Here is a 16,230-nt window from a genome sequence, read left to right as displayed (position 1 = left end):
CCTCCACCGGACTGCAGGACTCAGCGGCCATCGCCTGGATCGGCGACACCGGGGCGCTGCACCGGGACCTGGCCGCCTTCCATGCGACCCGTCAGTCATTGGGAGAGCCGGGGCCGTTCACCGGCAATCACGTTGTCACCCAAGCGGGCCCGCCGAGTCGCGCCGAGTCGGGAACCCAGGTGGTCGCCCACCGGGGCGCTTCCCACGACTTCCCGGAGCAGACCCGGGCCGCGTACACCGAAGCGTTGCGGCAGGGCGCGGGCGCCCTCGAATGCGATGTCCGGCTCACCAAAGACGGTGAATTGGTGCTCATCCACGACAAGACCGTGGACCGCACGTCGAACGGCACCGGCCGGGTCGGCGACATGACGCTGGCCGAGTTGCAGGCGCTCGACTTCGACGGTCACGGCATTCTGACCCTCGACGAGTTCATCCAGCTCGCCCAGGACGCCGAGCGTCCGGTGACATTGTTCATCGAGACCAAACATCCTGCGCAGCAAGGCTTGAAGATCGAGCGTGAGGTGGTCGCCGCGCTGGAACGGCACGGGCTGGCGAGCCCGGGACCGGACCAGTTGGTCAAGGCGGCGGTGATCTCGTTCTACCCCGATGCGTTGGTGCGGGTCCGCATGGCCGCGCCGAACGTCCCCACGGTTCTGCTGGGCCCGTCGGCCCGGTACCTGGCCGGCATGGTGGGTGCCACGGCGATCGGCCCGTCGATCGAAACGCTGCGCAACAATCCCGAGCTCGTCGGGGCGGCAGCCGCGCGAGGATTGGCCACCTACTGCTGGACGGTCAACAACGAGGCCGACGTGCAGTTCGCCCGGGACCTCGGCGTGGACTGGGTCGGCACCGACCATCCGGGCCGAACCGGGAACATGCTCGGAGATGCGCCCACGCGATCGTCCACCGAACATGAAAGCTCGGTGACTGCGCCGGAAACCGCCCTCAGCGAGACGGTTCGGCAGGTGGCCGACGACGCCTTGGCGCGGCGGATTCCGCCGGTGCGGCCCGACGAACTGCGCAATCCGATGGGGCCGGCCGAGGAGGCGTCGGCGCGAGCGGCCAACAATGCCCGCTGGTGGTCCGGGCTGACCGACGAGCAACGCAGCGCGGTCATCGAGACCTACCCGCAGCACATCGGCAACGCTGAAGGTATCAGCGCTGGGGACCGCGACCGCGCGAACCGCAATGTCCTGCAACAGATGCGGGAGCAGGCGGATGCCGTCCAGTCGAAGGCGGATCGCGGGGAACGGCTGAGCGGCGCGGAGAAGAAGTTCCTCCGCCGGATGGACAAACTCGACCTCGCGCTGCGCAAGGCCGCTGTCGACGCCACACAAGCAGGGGTCGACGGACCGCTGCTGCTGGCCTTCGACGCATCGGAGTTCGGCGGGGACGGGCGCGCGGTGCTCAGCTACGGCGCCGACCCGTACACCGCGGACTCGGTGTCCTGGCACGTGCCGGGTGTCGGTTCCACGGTGGACTCGATGCTCGGCTTCAACACCACCTCCGCACTCCACCACCTACAGGCCGTACAGCAGGAGAACCCAGGCTTGTCGGCGGCCTCGATCGCCTGGGTCGGCTACGACGCGCCCAGCGGCTGGAGCACGCTGCGTGCCGCCGGGCACGGTATGGCCCGCACCGGCGGCGACATCCTCTACAGCGACATCACGGCATTCAACGCCGCCCGCGACACGCTCGCCGGTGACGGCAGGCACTTCACCGGCAATCACGTCTTCGGCTACTCCTACGGATCGACCACCACCGGATACGCCGGTCAGAACGGAAGACTCGCCAGGCAGGTCCGAACCGTGTCCCTGGTCGGCTCACCCGGCGCTGGTCCGGTGCGTACCGCCGGTGAGTTCGGTATCGGCGCCGACAACGTGTTCGTCGCCTCCTCATCACGAGATGTGGTCACCGCGTTGGGCGGCCGTGCCTCGGGCTCCAACGGCCGGATCTTGGGCATCGGCCTAGGCACCGACCCGGCGATGGATTCCTTTGGCGCTGTGCGGGTCACCGGCGAGCCGCCGGCATCCATGAACCGCCTCCTCACGGGCGGCACCCACCACGCCTATTTCCTGAACACCGAATCGACGACGAATCTCGGGCGCGTCGCCGCCGGGCGTACCGATGCCGTCACCACCGAGCAGCACCGCACCGAGATGGGACGCAGCCGCAGGCAGCCATTGCTGCGCACCGTCGAACCCGCCGGAGATCGAGTGGGGGGCCGACGATTCTGGAACGCGCTGTGGCGCCGGCCGCCCAACTGCGCTGTCACGGTCGCCGACGAGTTGTCGACGCTGTTCGGCCGCACGTTCGGCCTGGATGCCACCCCGTCGCGTCGCGGTGTGCCGGCGCGGGCGCTGTTCCAGGCCGTCGGATCCGATGCAACGTTCGCGACCTACGACGAGGTCGAGGCAAGACTGCTGGGTGACCCGTCGCTGCGCGTGGCCGTGCTGACGTCGCAGTGGGCCGGTGGACGGCAGGGTGGTCACGCCTATCTGGCCGTCAAGGTCGACGGCCAGGTGCAGCTGTACGACCCGCACACCCGGAAGTACTCGCCGTGGCCCCCGCACTGGGGTCAGCACGCGGTGACCCAGACGGCCGTCGGCTATCTGCAGCCCAACGGCGACCCGGTCGGGCCGATGACCACCGATGTGCCGTTACAGCTCGACGCGGCCGATGCTGTCGGCAATGTGCAAGGCCCCCAGACTGATCCGGACTTCACCCGGCGGCAGGCCGAGTACCGCGCCCAGGATCCGGCCACCCGGCTCGTGGACAGCCGCTACGCCGAGCCACTGGGTGACGTTGTCGACAACGCCTCCGACCATGCCCGGGTCCAACAGCTCGCCCGGGACCTGTCCGGTGTGTACGGGCCCTACCGCATCCAGTTCAGCGCGGTGAACCTGCCCGGCGAGGTGATGCTGACCGGCGACATCTACGACGGCGATAACAAGATCGGGAAGATCCAGCGGTCGTTCGACAGGGACAGCGCGGGCAACCTCGTCGCGTATCACAGCGGCTTCGTCATCAATGAGAAGTTGGCCGACGGCACGCCGTTGCGCGGCAGGGGATTCTCGAAGGCGGTGACCTCCGAGCTCGAACGCTTCTACGTGCACTCGGGCATCGACCGGATCGAGCTGACCACCCACGACAAGGGTGCCTACGCCTGGGCCCGACGCGGCTACGCCTGGGATCCCGGGGCCCGTCAGCTGCAGGAATCGCTCGACCGGGTGAAGATGTCGGCCGGCCAGCTGCGCGAAACGGTCAGCGACGAGGCCAAGGCTATCCTGGATCAGGTTGTGCGACAGCTGGATCCGAGTAACCCGCGGTTGCCGGAACCCATCGACCTGGCCAACCTGGCCACCACTGCCGAACCTGATCTGGGCCGGCGCCTGCTGGACGGCACCGGCGCGGTGCCCGGCCGAAATGGCGTGCACTACGTCAAGTATCTGGACTCCGCGCCCGCCGCTCCGGCGCGCACCGGCCTAAAAAGCTGGCTGCAGAACCTGTTCGGTCGCGACGGCGCGACCCGCGCGGACGCCGACGACAACTGCGCCTACGGGGTGGCCGGCGAGCTGTCGACGCTCTACGGCAGGCGTTTCGATCTGTCCGTCGCGCCCACGAGTACGGGGGTGCCCGCCTGGGCGCTGTTCCAGGCGGCGCAGTCCCGCTCCCAGTTCGCGACCTATACCGACATCGAGACCGAACTGCTGGGCAGGCCCGCCGGGTCGTCGGCGATCGTGGTGTCGCGCTGGTCGGCCGACGGCGGACGGCAGGGTGGGCATGCCTACCTCGCGGTCACCGACGGCGAGCAGGTGCAGCTCTATGACCCGCGCACCCGGCAGTACTCGCCGTGGCCACCGCACTGGGGCGAAGGCGCCGTGGACCGCACCGCCGTCGGTTACCTGGACGAGAACGGTGCGCCGGTCCACCCGATCGGTGATGAACCCGTACAGGTTTCGCTGCGCGCTGCCGACAGCGTCGGCGATGTCAAGGGTCTGCCAGACGCCGACGGCTTCCTGGCCAGGCAACAGGAGTACCGCACCCAGGATCCGACCACCCGGCGCGTCGACTCGAGGTACCTGGAACCGCTCGGGCACATCGTCGACAATCTCGATACCGAACGGGTGCAGCAACTGGCCGCGGACCTGTCCGGGAGGTACGGCCCGTACCGCGTCGAGATGTTCCGGGCGATAGCCAACGAGCGGTCCGGTGAAGTCATCGTCGGTGGCGCGATCCTCAACGGTGACGAGGAAATCGGGTTCATGCAGGTGACCTTCGTCCGCGACGGGGACGGCAATCTGGTCGCTCATCAGAACGTGATCGAGATTCCCGACACAGACTTCCGTGGCAAGGGTTTCTCGAAGGCTTTGCGTGCGCAGCTGGAGGGCTACTACGCGATCTCGGGAGTCGACCGGGTCGAGCTGCGTACCGAGCAGGACGGTGGCTACGCCTGGGCACGCCAAGGTTTCACCTGGAACCCTGATCCGGCGAAGCTGCAGGCGTCGCTCGACAGCGTCAGGAACGCGGCGCTCCAACTGCGTGATCAGGTCAGTCCCGATGCGCGGGTGGTCCTCGATGACCTTGTACAGCGCCTAGATCCGAGTCGGCCGGATTTCCCCGAGCCCTTCGATGTGGCGGCGTTGGCCACAGCAGAGGAACCGCATCTGGGGCGCGATCTGCTGACCGGAACCCACTGGAGCGGGGTCAGGTACCTCGATGCCGCCGACGCGATCGGTGATGTCCAAGGTCATTCGGGGGACAGCGATTACCCGGCGAGGCAACAGGAGTACCGCGGTCAGGATCCCGCCGCCCGTCAGGTGGACAGTCGGTATGCCGAACCTGTCGGCGATGTCGTCGACAACGCGGCGGATCAGCAACGGGTACACCAGATGGCTCAGGATCTCTCCGGGGTGTACGGGCCGTTCCGGGTCGAGCTGCAGCGGGTGCCGGACGAGGCCACGGGGATCGCCGGCTACATCCTGAGCGACGGCAAGCGCATCGGAACCATCTACTGGTCGTATCACCGTGACGCCGGGGGCAATCTGGTCGCCTTCCACGGGATGATCGAGATCACCAGTGCATCCCATCGCGGAAAGGGATTCTCCAAGGCCCTGGCCAAACAGTTGGAGCCCTACTATGTGCACTCGGGCGTCGACCGGATCGAGATGGAAGCCGCCTGGGACGGCGCGTACGCCTGGGCCAGTTGGGGTTTCGGCTGGGCGCCGGACACAGCGAAACTGCAGGATTCACTCGTCAGCATCAAGAGCTCCGCCCAGAAGCTGCGGGCACAGGTCGGCCCCGAGGCGCAGGCCGTTCTCGACGAGGTTGTCCACCGGCTCGAACCCGACCACCCACGCCTGCCAGAGCCCATCGACCTGGCCCGCCTGACCGCTCCCGGCCATCCCGACCTGGGCCAAAGGCTGCTCACCAACACCAACTGGCACGCCGTCAGATACGTCGACTCCGATGCCGGCTATGGGATCGGTGACGTCCAAGGCCTCCTTGCCACCGCCGAGGCGCAGAACCCCGTGCAGAACTGCGCACTCGATGTCGCGGACCGGTTGTCGGAGCGCTACGGCCGCGACTACCGGGTCGACGTCGAACCCACCCGCACCGGTGTACCGGCCCGGGCACTGTACGAAGCTGTCGGATCCTCGTCGCGATTTGCCACCTACGCCGAAGTGGAACAGACGCTGCGGCAACTGGGCGACGGCTCCTCGGCGGTGGTGACGTCGCGCTGGCGGGGCGGACGCAGTGGCGGGCATGCATACCTCGCGGTCAACGACGGCGATGAGATCTATCTGATCGACCGGGAGACCGGGCAGCGTTCGGGATGGCCGCCGCACTGGGGTCAGGGTGCGGTCGACCGCACCGCAGTCGGCTATCTCGACGCCAATGGCGATGCGGTGAACCCTTTGCACGACGTGCCGTTGCGCCTGGGTGCCGCCGACTCCGTCGGCGATGTCAAGGGCGCCCCACGAGAACCGGATTCGCTCGGCGACGTGGTCGACAACCTCGATCCTCAGCGCGTGCGACAACTCGCCGAAGATCTGTCCGGAACGTACGGTCCGTACCGCGTCGAGTTCCGGGGTGAGGCATCGCCTGACACCGGCCAGGCCCTCCTCTCGGGGACAATCCTGAACGGCGACAACGAGATCGGTTCCGTCGATCGGGCGTTCTATCGCGACGAGGACGGCAACCTCGTCGTCGAGAACACGCTGATGTCGATCGTCCGGGAACAGGACCGGGGTGAAGGTTTCTCCAAGGCGCTGTCGGCCGAACTGGAGCGCTACTACGTGCGCTCCGGAGTGCACCGGATCGAACTGACTTCAGAGGGGCAGGGAAGCAACGCGTGGGCGCGTCGCGGGTTCACCTGGGGTCCTGATCTCGAGAACCTGCAGGGTGCGTTGGACCAGATCAAGATGCGGGCCGAGGACATGTATGACGGGCTCAGCGCCGAGGGCCGGGCGTTGCTCGACGACATGCTGCCGAAATTGGAAGTCGACAACCCCCGTCTGCCCGAGCCCATCGATCTCGCGATCCTGGAAACTGAGGCTGAACCTGATCTGGGCCGCCGACTGCTGGAGAACACCTCGATCGACTTGGTGAAGTACCTGTCGGCTCCGGTGATTGATCCCGTCGGTCAACTCGGCCTGCCCGACCTCGCACCGGGCTCCCTGTCGGAGGGCCAGGCGATCGGGGTGTTCAGCGACGGAGAGAGCAAGCTGCGTCAGCTCAACGAAGAACTGACGCGCAACGGCGTCAGCGCCGAGGAACGTGCCCGGCAACTGTCCGAACTCCGGAATTCGCTGCGCACCTGGACCTATCAGCTCATGAGCAACCGGGACGCCGCAGAGTTCCTGTCGCGCAACACAACCAACCCGACCTTCGAGGACCTGGTCGCGCGTAACACCGAGCGCGGTCTGACCGGGGATGCGATCTACGAAGCGATCGTCGACACCTCCACCCACAGCCGCATGGCCCCGGGCAGTCTGACCGACATCGAGACCGGCGCGGTGTACTCGCAGTTCGAACTCGGGCTGCGGGCGCTCAACGAGCAGATGATCCGCGACGGCGTCAGCGCGGAGGACCGCGCCAGGACCCTGGCGGGCCTGCGCAGCTCGCTGCGCGCCTGGACCCGGGAGTTGATGGAGAACCGCCCGGCCGCCGACTGGCTGTCGGCGAACGAGAGCAATCCGTCGTTCGAGGATCTGGTCGCGCGGTACGAACGTAAGGGACTGTCGGGCGACGCCGTCTACGAAGCCATCATCGACGGTGCCACGCACAGTCACTACTCGGCAGGGACCTTGTCCGACGAGGAGACCCGCACCGTCTACACCACGTACGAACTGCGGATGCGGGAGCTTCGGGACCAACTCCTGCGCGACGGCGTCGGCGCCGAGGAACGGGCCAGGACGATGTACGGGATGAGAGCGACCATCCGCAGCTGGACCCGCTCCCTGATGTCGGACCGGCAGCTGGCCGAATGGCTCAACGAAAATGAACCGAACCCCACCTTCGACGAGCTCGTGGAACGAAACCGCGCCAAGGGACGCGTCGGCGATGAGATCTACGAGGCCATCGTTGCCAGCTCCACCCGCAGCCGTGGCAGTGTGAACGCAGGTCTCGGCATCGATCCGGACAATCCGCCCGATCTGCCGCCCATGAGGGGGCCCGACGACGACCGTCCGCAGGATCAGGAAGAGGACACCACATGAGCAGCCAGAAGCCCACGCCGTTGCGGTACGACCAGACCGGCCTGCGCGGAAAGCGCGCGCATGTGCTGGTCGAGGAACCCACCGACGAGATCGACTGGCCGGCGAACCTCCCGGCCGGGATAAAGAGCGTGATCATCGTCGACGATGCGCCGAACCCACACCACACGCTGCGGGTGCACCCGACCGATGACCCGGACCGGGTGGCGTTGGTGGTCTTCGACCAGTTGGCGCTGTACGAGGGTGACGAGGAGTAGGTATGGACCCGCGACGGATCGAGCTCAACCGCAGGCACAGCCGGGAGATGGGTGCGCTGTTCAACCAGTTCCTGGACCACCACCCGGATGTCGAATCCGAGGTGCACGGCGCTCAGATGACGCCGGAGCAGGACGCCGCCTGGACCGCATTCAGCGCCGGGCTGCTGGCACGCCAACAGGCCGAACGCTCGGCGCTGGCCGACGAAATCGAAGCCGAACAGCAGAAGCTGGGAAGGTAGGGGGCAATGGAAGCGGCACAGGCAATCTCGTTGGTCACGAACTGGATCAGGTCCAGGGGGCTCGACTATCCGACCGAAGGTCTGGCGGCTGATCGCTTCGACAAGGGCTGGAGTGTGTACGCACCGGTCGACATCGACGACAGCGACCCGATGGCCTTCCTCGACATCCCGGTCGGACGGTCGATCTTCCTGGTGGGTGACTCCGGGCGCATCGAAGAGGTGTCGTCGTCGATCCCGCCGCAGCAGGCGCGGGATGCGTTCACCGCACAGGAACCCGCGGTCCGAACCAATGGCGGAGCTCAGTCCAACGGCGCCGGCTCCGAGGAGGCGGCCTTCATGGCCGAGTTCGAGAAGCAGTTCCGGTTGGCGGCTGCCGACGACCCGGGCGCGATCGCCGACTTCACGATCGTCGACGAGCCACCCGCACCGGTGGGCGATGCACCGACCAGTTCAGACACCGCGACGGCCGAGGAGGCGTCCCGCCTCATCGACTCGATCGTGCAGCAGCTGGCCCAGCTCGGTCCGGAAGGCTGGGACGAGTTCTCGGCGGTGTTCGCCTTCACCGTCACCTCTCAGATCGCCCAGGTGCAGTTCTGGGCCCAGGACCGAACCGGCTTGGTCCCGGTGCCCCAGTCGATCGCCGACCTGGTGCGCCAACAACGCGAAGTCGCGGCCCGCATGAGTGCCGGGCCGTGGTGGCGGCTGTTGCTGAACGTCAACAATCGCGGCGAGGCGACGGTCGACTACGACTACGGCGACGAGCCGTTCCCGGAGGACCAGATCGTGGCGGCCGAGCACTATCGCAACGACCTCGACGCCTACCCACGTGCGCAGGTGCCGGTGTGGCTGGCCGGCTACACCGCCGGACCCGACGCGCAGGGGCGCGACGCCGCCCAGGCCGCGGCCGCGGCCGCCGCCGACAAGGATGCCGGTCGCGAAGCCGTCGTCACAGAACAGATCCCGCCGCTTCCCGAGCTGCTGGCCCGCTGGGCGGTGCTGTCGGCTGCCTACGCAGGTAGCGGGTCGGGCTGGGGGCCACGCATCTATCCCGGGTACGCCTGGTTCGAGAGCGATGTCCGCAGCGGGTCGACGCTGTTCCTGCTGCCCGGTGACCGTGCGGTGCTCTCCGGTGGCAAATGGAATTCCGAGTTGCTCGAGGCCGCCTACAACGGCGGCGGTCCGCTGCCCGACCTGTATGGGGGAGCGCCCGCCTGGGTCAACGATTCGGTGCTGAACACCCGAAATCGCAATGGGCTGCTGAGTTTCTGCTTCTGGTGGTCGAACGGTCAGTGGTATCGCGGCGGAACCGACACCTCAGGCGAGCTCGACGTGCCGTTCCCGGCCATCTGGACCCCGGAGGCCACGGTGGCCGACATGGTGTCCCAAACCGGCGCCACCACGGTCGACCGCTGCCAGGCCCTGTTGGAGCTTGCCGCCGATCGCACCGCCACCGTCGATGACGTCGCGGCGATTTTCGGTGATCGTCCCGATGCACAGGTCTATGCCGCGGCCAACCAGCTGAGCCTGGCGGGTCTTCTGACTTAGAACTGGCGGGTAGCTGAACTCTCGGCGAACAAGGCCGTCAGAAATGGCGGTGTGCGGTAGCGCGCAATAGCGTTGAATTTCAATGCTGCACGGAACTTTTCGCCGATGGGGGATCGCGTGACCCTGCAGATTCCCGGGCCTTTACAGTGGGTGTCCTACCTGGTCGGCTCGCAATGGCCCAAAGGCGACGAGGATGCCATGTACCGCATCGGCGGTGAATGGGGCGACCGCGCCGAACAATTGAGAGATCTGATACCCGAACTGAACCGGATGCGGGCCAGCACGAGTTCGGTCCTGCAGGGCGTGACCGCGGGGGCCGCGGACAAGCAGTTCGCGATGTTGTTCGACGGTGACGCCACGGTCGACAAACTCGCCGATGCGATGGCCGCGCTCGGCACGCTTGCCGAAAGTACCGGCAAGAACATCGAATACACCAAGCTCCAGATTCTGACCTCACTGGCGATCGCGGCATTCGAGATCTCCTGGGCACTGGCTCAGACCTCGGTGACCTTCGGCGCATCGGCAGCCGAGATCCCCCTCATCGAGACGACGACATCCGCCGCGATCCAGCGGATGGTGTCGGTACTGCTCAAAGATGTCATGACTGACCTGGGCAAGGCCATGACGAAGACGACGGTGCACCGGATCATCAAGAAGTCCGGCGTCGAGGCGGCTGAGGCGCTCGGGCAGGAACTGTTCATCCAGAACATCCAGCAGTCCAAGGGACATCAGAACGGATACGACTGGGACAGGCTCGGAACCGTCGCTCTGGCCAACTCCGTCGGCGGTGCCACCCAGGGCACGGTCAGCATCTACGGCCAGCGGCTGGTGGGCAATTCGGCGGTCAAGGGTGCGGCTGTCGGATACGTCGCAGGCATGTCCAAGAAAGTGACCGGGGCACTGGCCACCGGCAGCGAGATCGACCCGGTTTCCGTCCTCGGATCGGTGCCTACCGCGGTCACCGGCGGGGTTCGGGGCCGCGCTGCTGCACGGAGCACCAAGGCGTCGACCCCCGATGGTGGCGGTGCCGCGGCGGCCAGTGGGGGAGACGGGGACTGAACATGGACAACGATGCGGCACGGCATGAACTCATCAATGCTCTTGCACTCGTGCAGGAACAATTCGCCGAGCTGGCTGCCGTCGAGGATGCGCGGGCGGCTTTGTCCGCATCGGCCACTCGGGCCGATGGGACAGTCACGGTCACGGTGAACGCCGACGGTGTCGTCACCCGGACGGCGGTCGACGAAGCCTATTTGGATGACCATGATCTGACCGACCTGGGATGGCACATCACCGCCGCGGCCCAGGAGGCCGCCCGCGACGTCGAGTCGAAAGTCGCTGAACTCCTTGCACCGCTGGCTCAGCGGCGGGAGGAGATGCCCTCGCTGTCGGACATTGTCGACGGAGCTCCTGACATCAGGGATCTGTTGTCGCCCGTTGTGCCCGCGCGGCATCACGACGGCGGAGAAGAACCCGACGAATACCCCACTGTGAGGAGTGTGCGATGACCGTACCGCTGGGCGTCACGCCGTCCGAGTTGCGCGGTACCGCGCAGTATCTCGCCTTCGTCAGCAATGACATGAAAGCCGTGCAGTCAGCACTGATGCAGATGCTCAGCGGTGAAGGCGAAGCCTGGGGGCATGACAAGATCGGCAACAGATTCGCCGACGGCTCCAAAGGCTATAAAGCGCAGCTGGACTGGGTGGACGGGTCGATCACCGCCAAGACCAACCTGCTCGACTACTACGCCGATGGCCTGCGGATCACCGCCGACGCTCTGGAACAACAAGACAAACCCTGAAGCGTCACTCCGAGCGTTCCTGCGTGAACTGTTGCGGGCGAGCGGGGCGAGCCGGACCGGGCTGGACCGCCGAGTTGGGCTGCCAGGTGCCGTCCCGCTGCGGAACGCGACGACGGAACTCGGACTGTTCGACGGGTGCGCTCTCCGGCTGTTCGGCTTCCTCGTTCGCGCCGACCACGGGCACCGATGCGTCCGAGTCGCCGATGACGTCCTTGCCGTTCTTCTTGCGGCGCAGCGCCTTGTTGACCTGGTGGCCCTTGCCGTTCTGATCACCGCGCTGGCCGGCAGCAGGGGCGCCCGCTCCGGGGCTGCCCGCTCCCGCACCCAGGCCGGCGGCGGCGGCCGGGGCAGTCACCTTGGCCGCGGTGGTCGCGGGTGCTGTGGCCGGGAGGCCACTCGGCATGCCGCGCAACGGGACTCCGCCACCAGCGCCACCCGTTCCCTTGCCTGCACCAGCGCCGCCGAGCCCTTTGCGGCCCGAGGCCGAGAACGCCCTCGGGCGGGCCGCCGAGCCCCTGCCCCAATGGGTTCTGCCCCGCAGCGTTCTTGGCGGCGTCCATCGCCTGGCCCAGCGCGTCCTTGGCGGCGTTGGTGGCCGAGTCGATGGCCGACTTGACCGGGTCGGTCAGGTTGTCGAGGGCATCCTTGATGGGATCGGTCGTGGAATCTGTCTGGTCCGTGGGCTTTTGGTCGATCGGCTTGTACTTGTCGAGGTCGGTCGGTTTGTCTGTTTTGAGCTTGTCCAAGTCCGACTTGTCGAAAGGCTTGATGCCGCTGCCGCCACCCGGTTTGAACGGGCTGGTGCCACCACCGGGCCCGCCGGGGCTGGTGGGTCCACCGGGCCCGCCGGGTGCGGTCGGATCCCCGTACTTCATGTTCGGCGGGGTGGGCAGGTTGGGGAAGTTCTTCGTGACCGCCTCGACGGTCGGGTTGTAGATGTTCTGAAACAGCTGAACCGCCTTCTGATAGGCGTCGATGGAGCGGTTGATCTCGTCCAGCTGTTTGAGTGCGTCGGCCGCGGTCACGTAACCGTCATCGTTGTTGCGCAGGTAGCCGCTGCCGTCGATGTGGTACTTGGAATTGAAATCGGCGATCTTCGCGTCGAGCTTCGCCTTGTCGAAATCACCTTTTTCGATCAACTGGTCGTTCGCATAGGTGGGGAACTGGTCCCGAAGACTGGTGAACGCGTCGTGGAGCACGGTGAGCCTGTCGGCTATCGCGTCGGAAGCCAGCGTGAAATCGTAGATCGACGTCTTGGTGACCTGCTTGGACGCGGTTTCGGCGGCCGAGGCACTCTCACCGGACCACTTTCCCTCGATCGTCTTGTTGACGGTCTCCTTGAAATCCTTGGAAGTCGTCTTCAGGGTGTCGCCGTGTTCCGTCCAGTCCTTGCCCAGCTGTTCGATCTTGCCGGGATTGAGCGAGTCCCTCTCCTTGCGCATGAAGACGAACGACTTGCCCTCCCAGTTCAGGGATTCGGGACCGGAGAGTTTGTCCTGCACCTCCAGGTACGTGCTGTTGTCTGATATCAATCCGGGGACTTCGCCGAGAAGGGCGCTGTTCGGTTGGTACTTGGCGACTTTGTTCTCGTCCTGCAGATCTGAGTCCAACTGGACGAACTTGCCGTCGTCGCCGATCAGCGCGGCGCGTTTGGGGTAGTTCGAGTTGGTGACGAAGGCATTGTCATAGACGGCGCCACTTTTGCCCTCTTCGTTGGTACTCGTGCCCATCGTGGCGCCGAGGTAATTGCCGAAGCCGCTCATGGTGTTCTACGCCGTCCCGTCCGTGCTGTTACTAGTCGTTCTCGGAGGTCCGCATGGCCTCCGCCGCATCCCGGGCAGTCTTGACAAAGCCCTGCGTCTGCGACAACTGCTCCTTCAGGTAGTCGGTCAACTCTTTGCCGCGGGCATCGAAGACCTTCTGAACCAGAACCGCCAGCGGGTTCTCCGGTGTCCCGAAGTATCCCGTGGTCTCGTCGAGGGAATCGCCGATGAGGGTTTCGAGGCTCTCCTCGTACGGTTCGAAGACCCTGTTGACCTCTGAGATGACAGTCGGATCAAGGTAGAGCTTCTTGTTCACGGTGTCGGCGTCCAGGCCGCCCCACGGGTTGGTCATCAGTCTTCTCCTCTGCGGTGGTGGTTCATGTGAATCGCGATGTCACGCCGGCATATTGAATGGGAGGGTCACCTCTTTCTCGATACGCAGCAGCACCGCGGCACAGTTGACGAAATTCCCGGCGGCGAACAGCAGCACCAGGTCGCCCACTTTGGCCATCTTGTTGTTCATCAGATAGGCGAGGTTCACGCCGAAATCTGAGACGGTCAGATGCCCGAATTGTGCGGCGAAGGAGTACAGCCCGGGCGTGGGTTGCAGGAAGGTCTGTTTGGCGAGCATGTCCGTGACGTAGCTCGGCTCGATGAACGACGGGGCGAACCAATCGATGTCGTCCGGCTGCACGCCCGCGCGTTCGTAGCATTCGGTCACGGTTTGGACGGCCACCCGAAAACTGGCTATCGCGTTGTCTCTCACCGTGCCGTGACCGCGTCGGTCATAGTCTTCCCACCGGGTGATCCAGTCTTCCAAGGTCGGAAACTTCGGATCGTCGATGGCGCCGTCAGCTCTGCCGTGCATCATGCCGGCGGACGGGTTGTGGGAGCGTGCGGCGGCAGACACGACTCGGGCGAACCCGTGGTCGCGGTTCAGAAGCGCGCAGAAACCGCTGTCGCCCAGCAGCGAACCTTCGGTGGCCGGGCTGGCGGCATATTCGTGCCGGTCGAAGTAGAAGATGCTGTCGCCGCCGGTCACCATCGCATAGTCACCGGCCCAACCCGCCTGCAGCACGGCATCGGCGAGCATCACGCCGTACAGGCCGCCGGAGCAGAACTGGCGGATCTCGGTGGCGGAACCGGCAGATGTTCTGCCCAGCAGGGACTGTTGCAGTGAATTCTGTATCGGCCAGAAATGTTCGCCCTGATACAGGGTGCCGCAATGGAAGGAGGCAGCCATGCTGTCCGCCGCCGCGGACAGTACAGAGCCGTCGATCTGGCGCCCGGCCAGTTCCACCATCTCGTGGACCGACTGCATCTCGGAAGCTGCGGTCGCCAGATGTTTCGGGCGGCCTTGACTGTCCGTACCCACAGGGACGTAGACAGAGACGGCGTCAAGGTAGGGCATCGAAATCCCGGTCTGTCTTCTCGGCAGAGAGCTTCTCCGCCAGGGCTTCTGCTTGCCGCTTCTCGACCTTCTTGAAAACCTGCATGAGATTGGGCACCGTCGCCGGGATGATCTGAAATGACTTCGTGCCCTCGTTCACCACGTACGCACCGTCGTCGGCGATGTTGATCACGGTCAGCTGGTCGGCGTTGAGAAGTTGATAGTCCATCGTGAACTCGGGCGAACCGCTGAGCAGAATCGATCCGGTGATCTTGGTATCCCGAAGCGCCGAGGTCGGGGTCTCGTCCTCGAGCAGCTCTTCCTTGCGGGGCCGGGTACCGGGCTTGTAGGCAGGGAGCGCTTCCAGGACGACCTGGGAAAAGTCGATGTTCACACAGCCGATGATCTGAACATCTTCGCCGAAGATGAGCTGCTCGCTCGGATCCTGGGTGATGACCGCGCAGTAACCCGTCGTGCCGATCACTCCGAGCAGCCGGTAGACCTGGCCGGACTCGATCTGGCCGAATCCCTGCAGGAGGTATGCCGGGTACCGCAAAGCCTCAAGGATGCGAACACGATTCGGGTTCAGTCCGGCGCGCAACCGGGCCAGCGCCTCGCGGCGGTCGGCCTCCACCTCGGACATGAACTTCGGTCCGCGATGGCGGTAGGACAGCGGGGACGGCAGGCGGTCGAGGCCGAGTGCCTCCCAGATGCAACGGAACTCGAAACCGCTCATGAACCACGGCTCGAGCCCATGGCGAAGCGGGGCCACCTCATCAGTGATCATGTTGAGCCCCTTTCTTTCTGCCTCGGGAGAACGGACGCGTAAGCGGGCTCGGTCGCGATGGAACCGACAACCGAGCCCGCCGACGATACTGCCGCCCTAGAAGCCGCCGGCAAGGTGGGCGTCGAGCGCCGCAGCGTCTTCCTGGGACTGATTGCCCCCGGTCCGGGTCTGGGTGATCTCGTTGAGGATCGCGTCCATCTGCTGCAGGATCTGAATCTGCTTCTGGTTCAGCGTCTCTGCGGCCTGGCCCTCGTACACGCCCTGCAGCGCTGAGAAGACCTGGCTGACTTCCTCACGCATGGCCTGCGCGTTGTTGGTCGCTCCCTGAATGTCGTCCAGGGACGCGTAGTTGGCTCCGTACTGGTACCGAATGTTGTCCGTATCCATTGATCAAACCTTTCGAGTTCAGTCGGCTGCTAGTCGGCGTCGTGGCTGACAAGTGTGTTGATGTCGGACTTTCCCTTGTCGACGATCTGCTGCAGGTTGTTGATGACGTAGTTGAAGTCTTCGTGGTGCTGCGTCATGATGCCGCGGAACTTCGCAGCCTTGCCGCCCGTCCACGAACTGGCCGTCATGGACTCGGTCTGGTCCAGGATCTGGGCCGCCAGCCGCCGGACATCCATCATCTGTTTATCGATGTTCTCGATCTTCTGCTGAGCTTCCGCGGGCGTCAGATGAAGCGTCATGCCGTACCTCTCTTTGTCATACCCGGCGCGAATCGCCGGACGGT

14 protein-coding genes and 1 pseudogene are annotated in these 16,230 nt (G+C 65.6%); 8 read left to right on the top strand and 7 right to left on the bottom strand.

What is annotated here, in order from left to right:
* Positions 1-98: 98 nt before the first annotated feature.
* The 8 genes and pseudogenes from TX88_RS35380 to TX88_RS26530 all read left to right on the top strand — a co-directional run.
* A pseudogene (locus TX88_RS35380) lies at positions 99-881 on the top strand (glycerophosphodiester phosphodiesterase); the annotation flags it as partial.
* Positions 876-7,721, top strand: a complete 6,846-nt coding sequence (locus TX88_RS35375) for a toxin glutamine deamidase domain-containing protein (RefSeq protein ID WP_322786874.1) — start codon at positions 876-878, stop codon at positions 7,719-7,721. The pseudogene TX88_RS35380 and the gene TX88_RS35375, both read left to right, overlap by 6 nt.
* Positions 7,718-7,975: a DUF7161 family protein gene (locus TX88_RS26550; RefSeq protein ID WP_044521202.1), complete on the top strand. Its 258-nt coding sequence runs from the start codon at positions 7,718-7,720 to the stop codon at positions 7,973-7,975. The genes TX88_RS35375 and TX88_RS26550 overlap by 4 nt, the downstream gene beginning before the upstream one ends.
* A 2-nt stretch (positions 7,976-7,977) precedes the next feature.
* On the top strand, positions 7,978-8,214 hold the full coding sequence (locus TX88_RS32945; RefSeq protein ID WP_049925395.1) for a hypothetical protein: 237 nt from the start codon (positions 7,978-7,980) through the stop codon (positions 8,212-8,214).
* A gap of 6 nt (positions 8,215-8,220) precedes the next feature.
* Positions 8,221-9,759 carry a hypothetical protein gene (locus tag TX88_RS35370; RefSeq protein WP_049925393.1) on the top strand — a complete coding sequence of 513 codons (1,539 nt, stop codon included), beginning with the start codon at positions 8,221-8,223 and terminating at the stop codon, positions 9,757-9,759.
* 105 nt (positions 9,760-9,864) lie between these two features.
* Positions 9,865-10,818, top strand: coding sequence for a WXG100-like domain-containing protein (locus TX88_RS26540; RefSeq protein WP_044521198.1), 954 nt, complete (start codon positions 9,865-9,867; stop codon positions 10,816-10,818).
* A 2-nt stretch (positions 10,819-10,820) separates the two neighbouring features.
* The gene (locus tag TX88_RS26535) at positions 10,821-11,267 is read left to right on the top strand and encodes a YbaB/EbfC family nucleoid-associated protein (RefSeq protein WP_049925390.1); all 447 of its coding nucleotides are present in this window, start codon (positions 10,821-10,823) and stop codon (positions 11,265-11,267) included.
* A complete protein-coding gene (locus TX88_RS26530; protein ID WP_044521196.1) occupies positions 11,264-11,560 on the top strand; it encodes a hypothetical protein in 297 nt (98 codons plus the stop codon). Before TX88_RS26535 ends, TX88_RS26530 begins: the two co-directional genes overlap by 4 nt.
* A 4-nt stretch (positions 11,561-11,564) precedes the next feature.
* Here the strand turns inward: TX88_RS26530 and TX88_RS26525 are convergent, their stop codons facing one another.
* The 7 genes from TX88_RS26525 to TX88_RS26495 form a co-directional block, all read right to left on the bottom strand.
* Entirely contained in the window at positions 11,565-11,915 is a 351-nt protein-coding gene (locus tag TX88_RS26525; RefSeq protein WP_044521193.1) for a hypothetical protein, read from the bottom strand.
* Entirely contained in the window at positions 11,830-13,323 is a 1,494-nt protein-coding gene (locus TX88_RS26520) for a hypothetical protein (protein WP_044521192.1), read from the bottom strand. Before TX88_RS26520 ends, TX88_RS26525 begins: the two co-directional genes overlap by 86 nt.
* Before the next feature lie 31 nt (positions 13,324-13,354).
* Positions 13,355-13,675, bottom strand: coding sequence for a hypothetical protein (locus tag TX88_RS26515; RefSeq protein ID WP_044521190.1), 321 nt, complete (start codon positions 13,673-13,675; stop codon positions 13,355-13,357).
* A gap of 42 nt (positions 13,676-13,717) precedes the next feature.
* Positions 13,718-14,734, bottom strand: coding sequence for a 3-oxoacyl-[acyl-carrier-protein] synthase III C-terminal domain-containing protein (locus TX88_RS26510; protein WP_084622135.1), 1,017 nt, complete (start codon positions 14,732-14,734; stop codon positions 13,718-13,720).
* On the bottom strand, positions 14,721-15,500 hold the full coding sequence (locus TX88_RS32935) for an ESX secretion-associated protein EspG (protein WP_049925388.1): 780 nt from the start codon (positions 15,498-15,500) through the stop codon (positions 14,721-14,723). Before TX88_RS32935 ends, TX88_RS26510 begins: the two co-directional genes overlap by 14 nt.
* Before the next feature lie 96 nt (positions 15,501-15,596).
* A complete protein-coding gene (locus tag TX88_RS26500) occupies positions 15,597-15,887 on the bottom strand; it encodes a hypothetical protein (RefSeq protein ID WP_044521186.1) in 291 nt (96 codons plus the stop codon).
* Between the two features lie 29 nt (positions 15,888-15,916).
* The gene (locus TX88_RS26495) at positions 15,917-16,186 is read right to left on the bottom strand and encodes a WXG100 family type VII secretion target (protein WP_044521184.1); all 270 of its coding nucleotides are present in this window, start codon (positions 16,184-16,186) and stop codon (positions 15,917-15,919) included.
* Positions 16,187-16,230 lie beyond the last annotated feature (44 nt).

Source organism: Mycolicibacterium septicum DSM 44393 (assembly GCF_000455325.1).
In the GTDB taxonomy this organism is placed as follows: domain Bacteria; phylum Actinomycetota; class Actinomycetes; order Mycobacteriales; family Mycobacteriaceae; genus Mycobacterium; species Mycobacterium septicum.
The sequence above is the reverse complement of the archived record's forward strand: the minus strand, read 5'-3'. Positions and strand labels throughout refer to the sequence as shown.

Excerpts from the sequence above, each read along its gene's own strand:
- TX88_RS35375 (WP_322786874.1), top strand. The coding sequence starts at position 876 with ATGCTCGGAGATGCGCCCACGCGATCGTCCACCGAACATGAAAGCTCG.
- TX88_RS26550 (WP_044521202.1), top strand. The coding sequence starts at position 7,718 with ATGAGCAGCCAGAAGCCCACGCCGTTGCGGTACGACCAGACCGGCCTG.
- TX88_RS32945 (WP_049925395.1), top strand. The coding sequence starts at position 7,978 with ATGGACCCGCGACGGATCGAGCTCAACCGCAGGCACAGCCGGGAGATG.
- TX88_RS35370 (WP_049925393.1), top strand. The coding sequence starts at position 8,221 with ATGGAAGCGGCACAGGCAATCTCGTTGGTCACGAACTGGATCAGGTCC.
- TX88_RS26540 (WP_044521198.1), top strand. The coding sequence starts at position 9,865 with ATGGGGGATCGCGTGACCCTGCAGATTCCCGGGCCTTTACAGTGGGTG.
- TX88_RS26535 (WP_049925390.1), top strand. The coding sequence starts at position 10,821 with ATGGACAACGATGCGGCACGGCATGAACTCATCAATGCTCTTGCACTC.
- TX88_RS26530 (WP_044521196.1), top strand. The coding sequence starts at position 11,264 with ATGACCGTACCGCTGGGCGTCACGCCGTCCGAGTTGCGCGGTACCGCG.
- TX88_RS26520 (WP_044521192.1), bottom strand. The coding sequence starts at position 13,323 with ATGAGCGGCTTCGGCAATTACCTCGGCGCCACGATGGGCACGAGTACC.
- TX88_RS26515 (WP_044521190.1), bottom strand. The coding sequence starts at position 13,675 with ATGACCAACCCGTGGGGCGGCCTGGACGCCGACACCGTGAACAAGAAG.
- TX88_RS26510 (WP_084622135.1), bottom strand. The coding sequence starts at position 14,734 with ATGCCCTACCTTGACGCCGTCTCTGTCTACGTCCCTGTGGGTACGGAC.
- TX88_RS32935 (WP_049925388.1), bottom strand. The coding sequence starts at position 15,500 with ATGATCACTGATGAGGTGGCCCCGCTTCGCCATGGGCTCGAGCCGTGG.
- TX88_RS26500 (WP_044521186.1), bottom strand. The coding sequence starts at position 15,887 with ATGGATACGGACAACATTCGGTACCAGTACGGAGCCAACTACGCGTCC.
- TX88_RS26495 (WP_044521184.1), bottom strand. The coding sequence starts at position 16,186 with ATGACGCTTCATCTGACGCCCGCGGAAGCTCAGCAGAAGATCGAGAAC.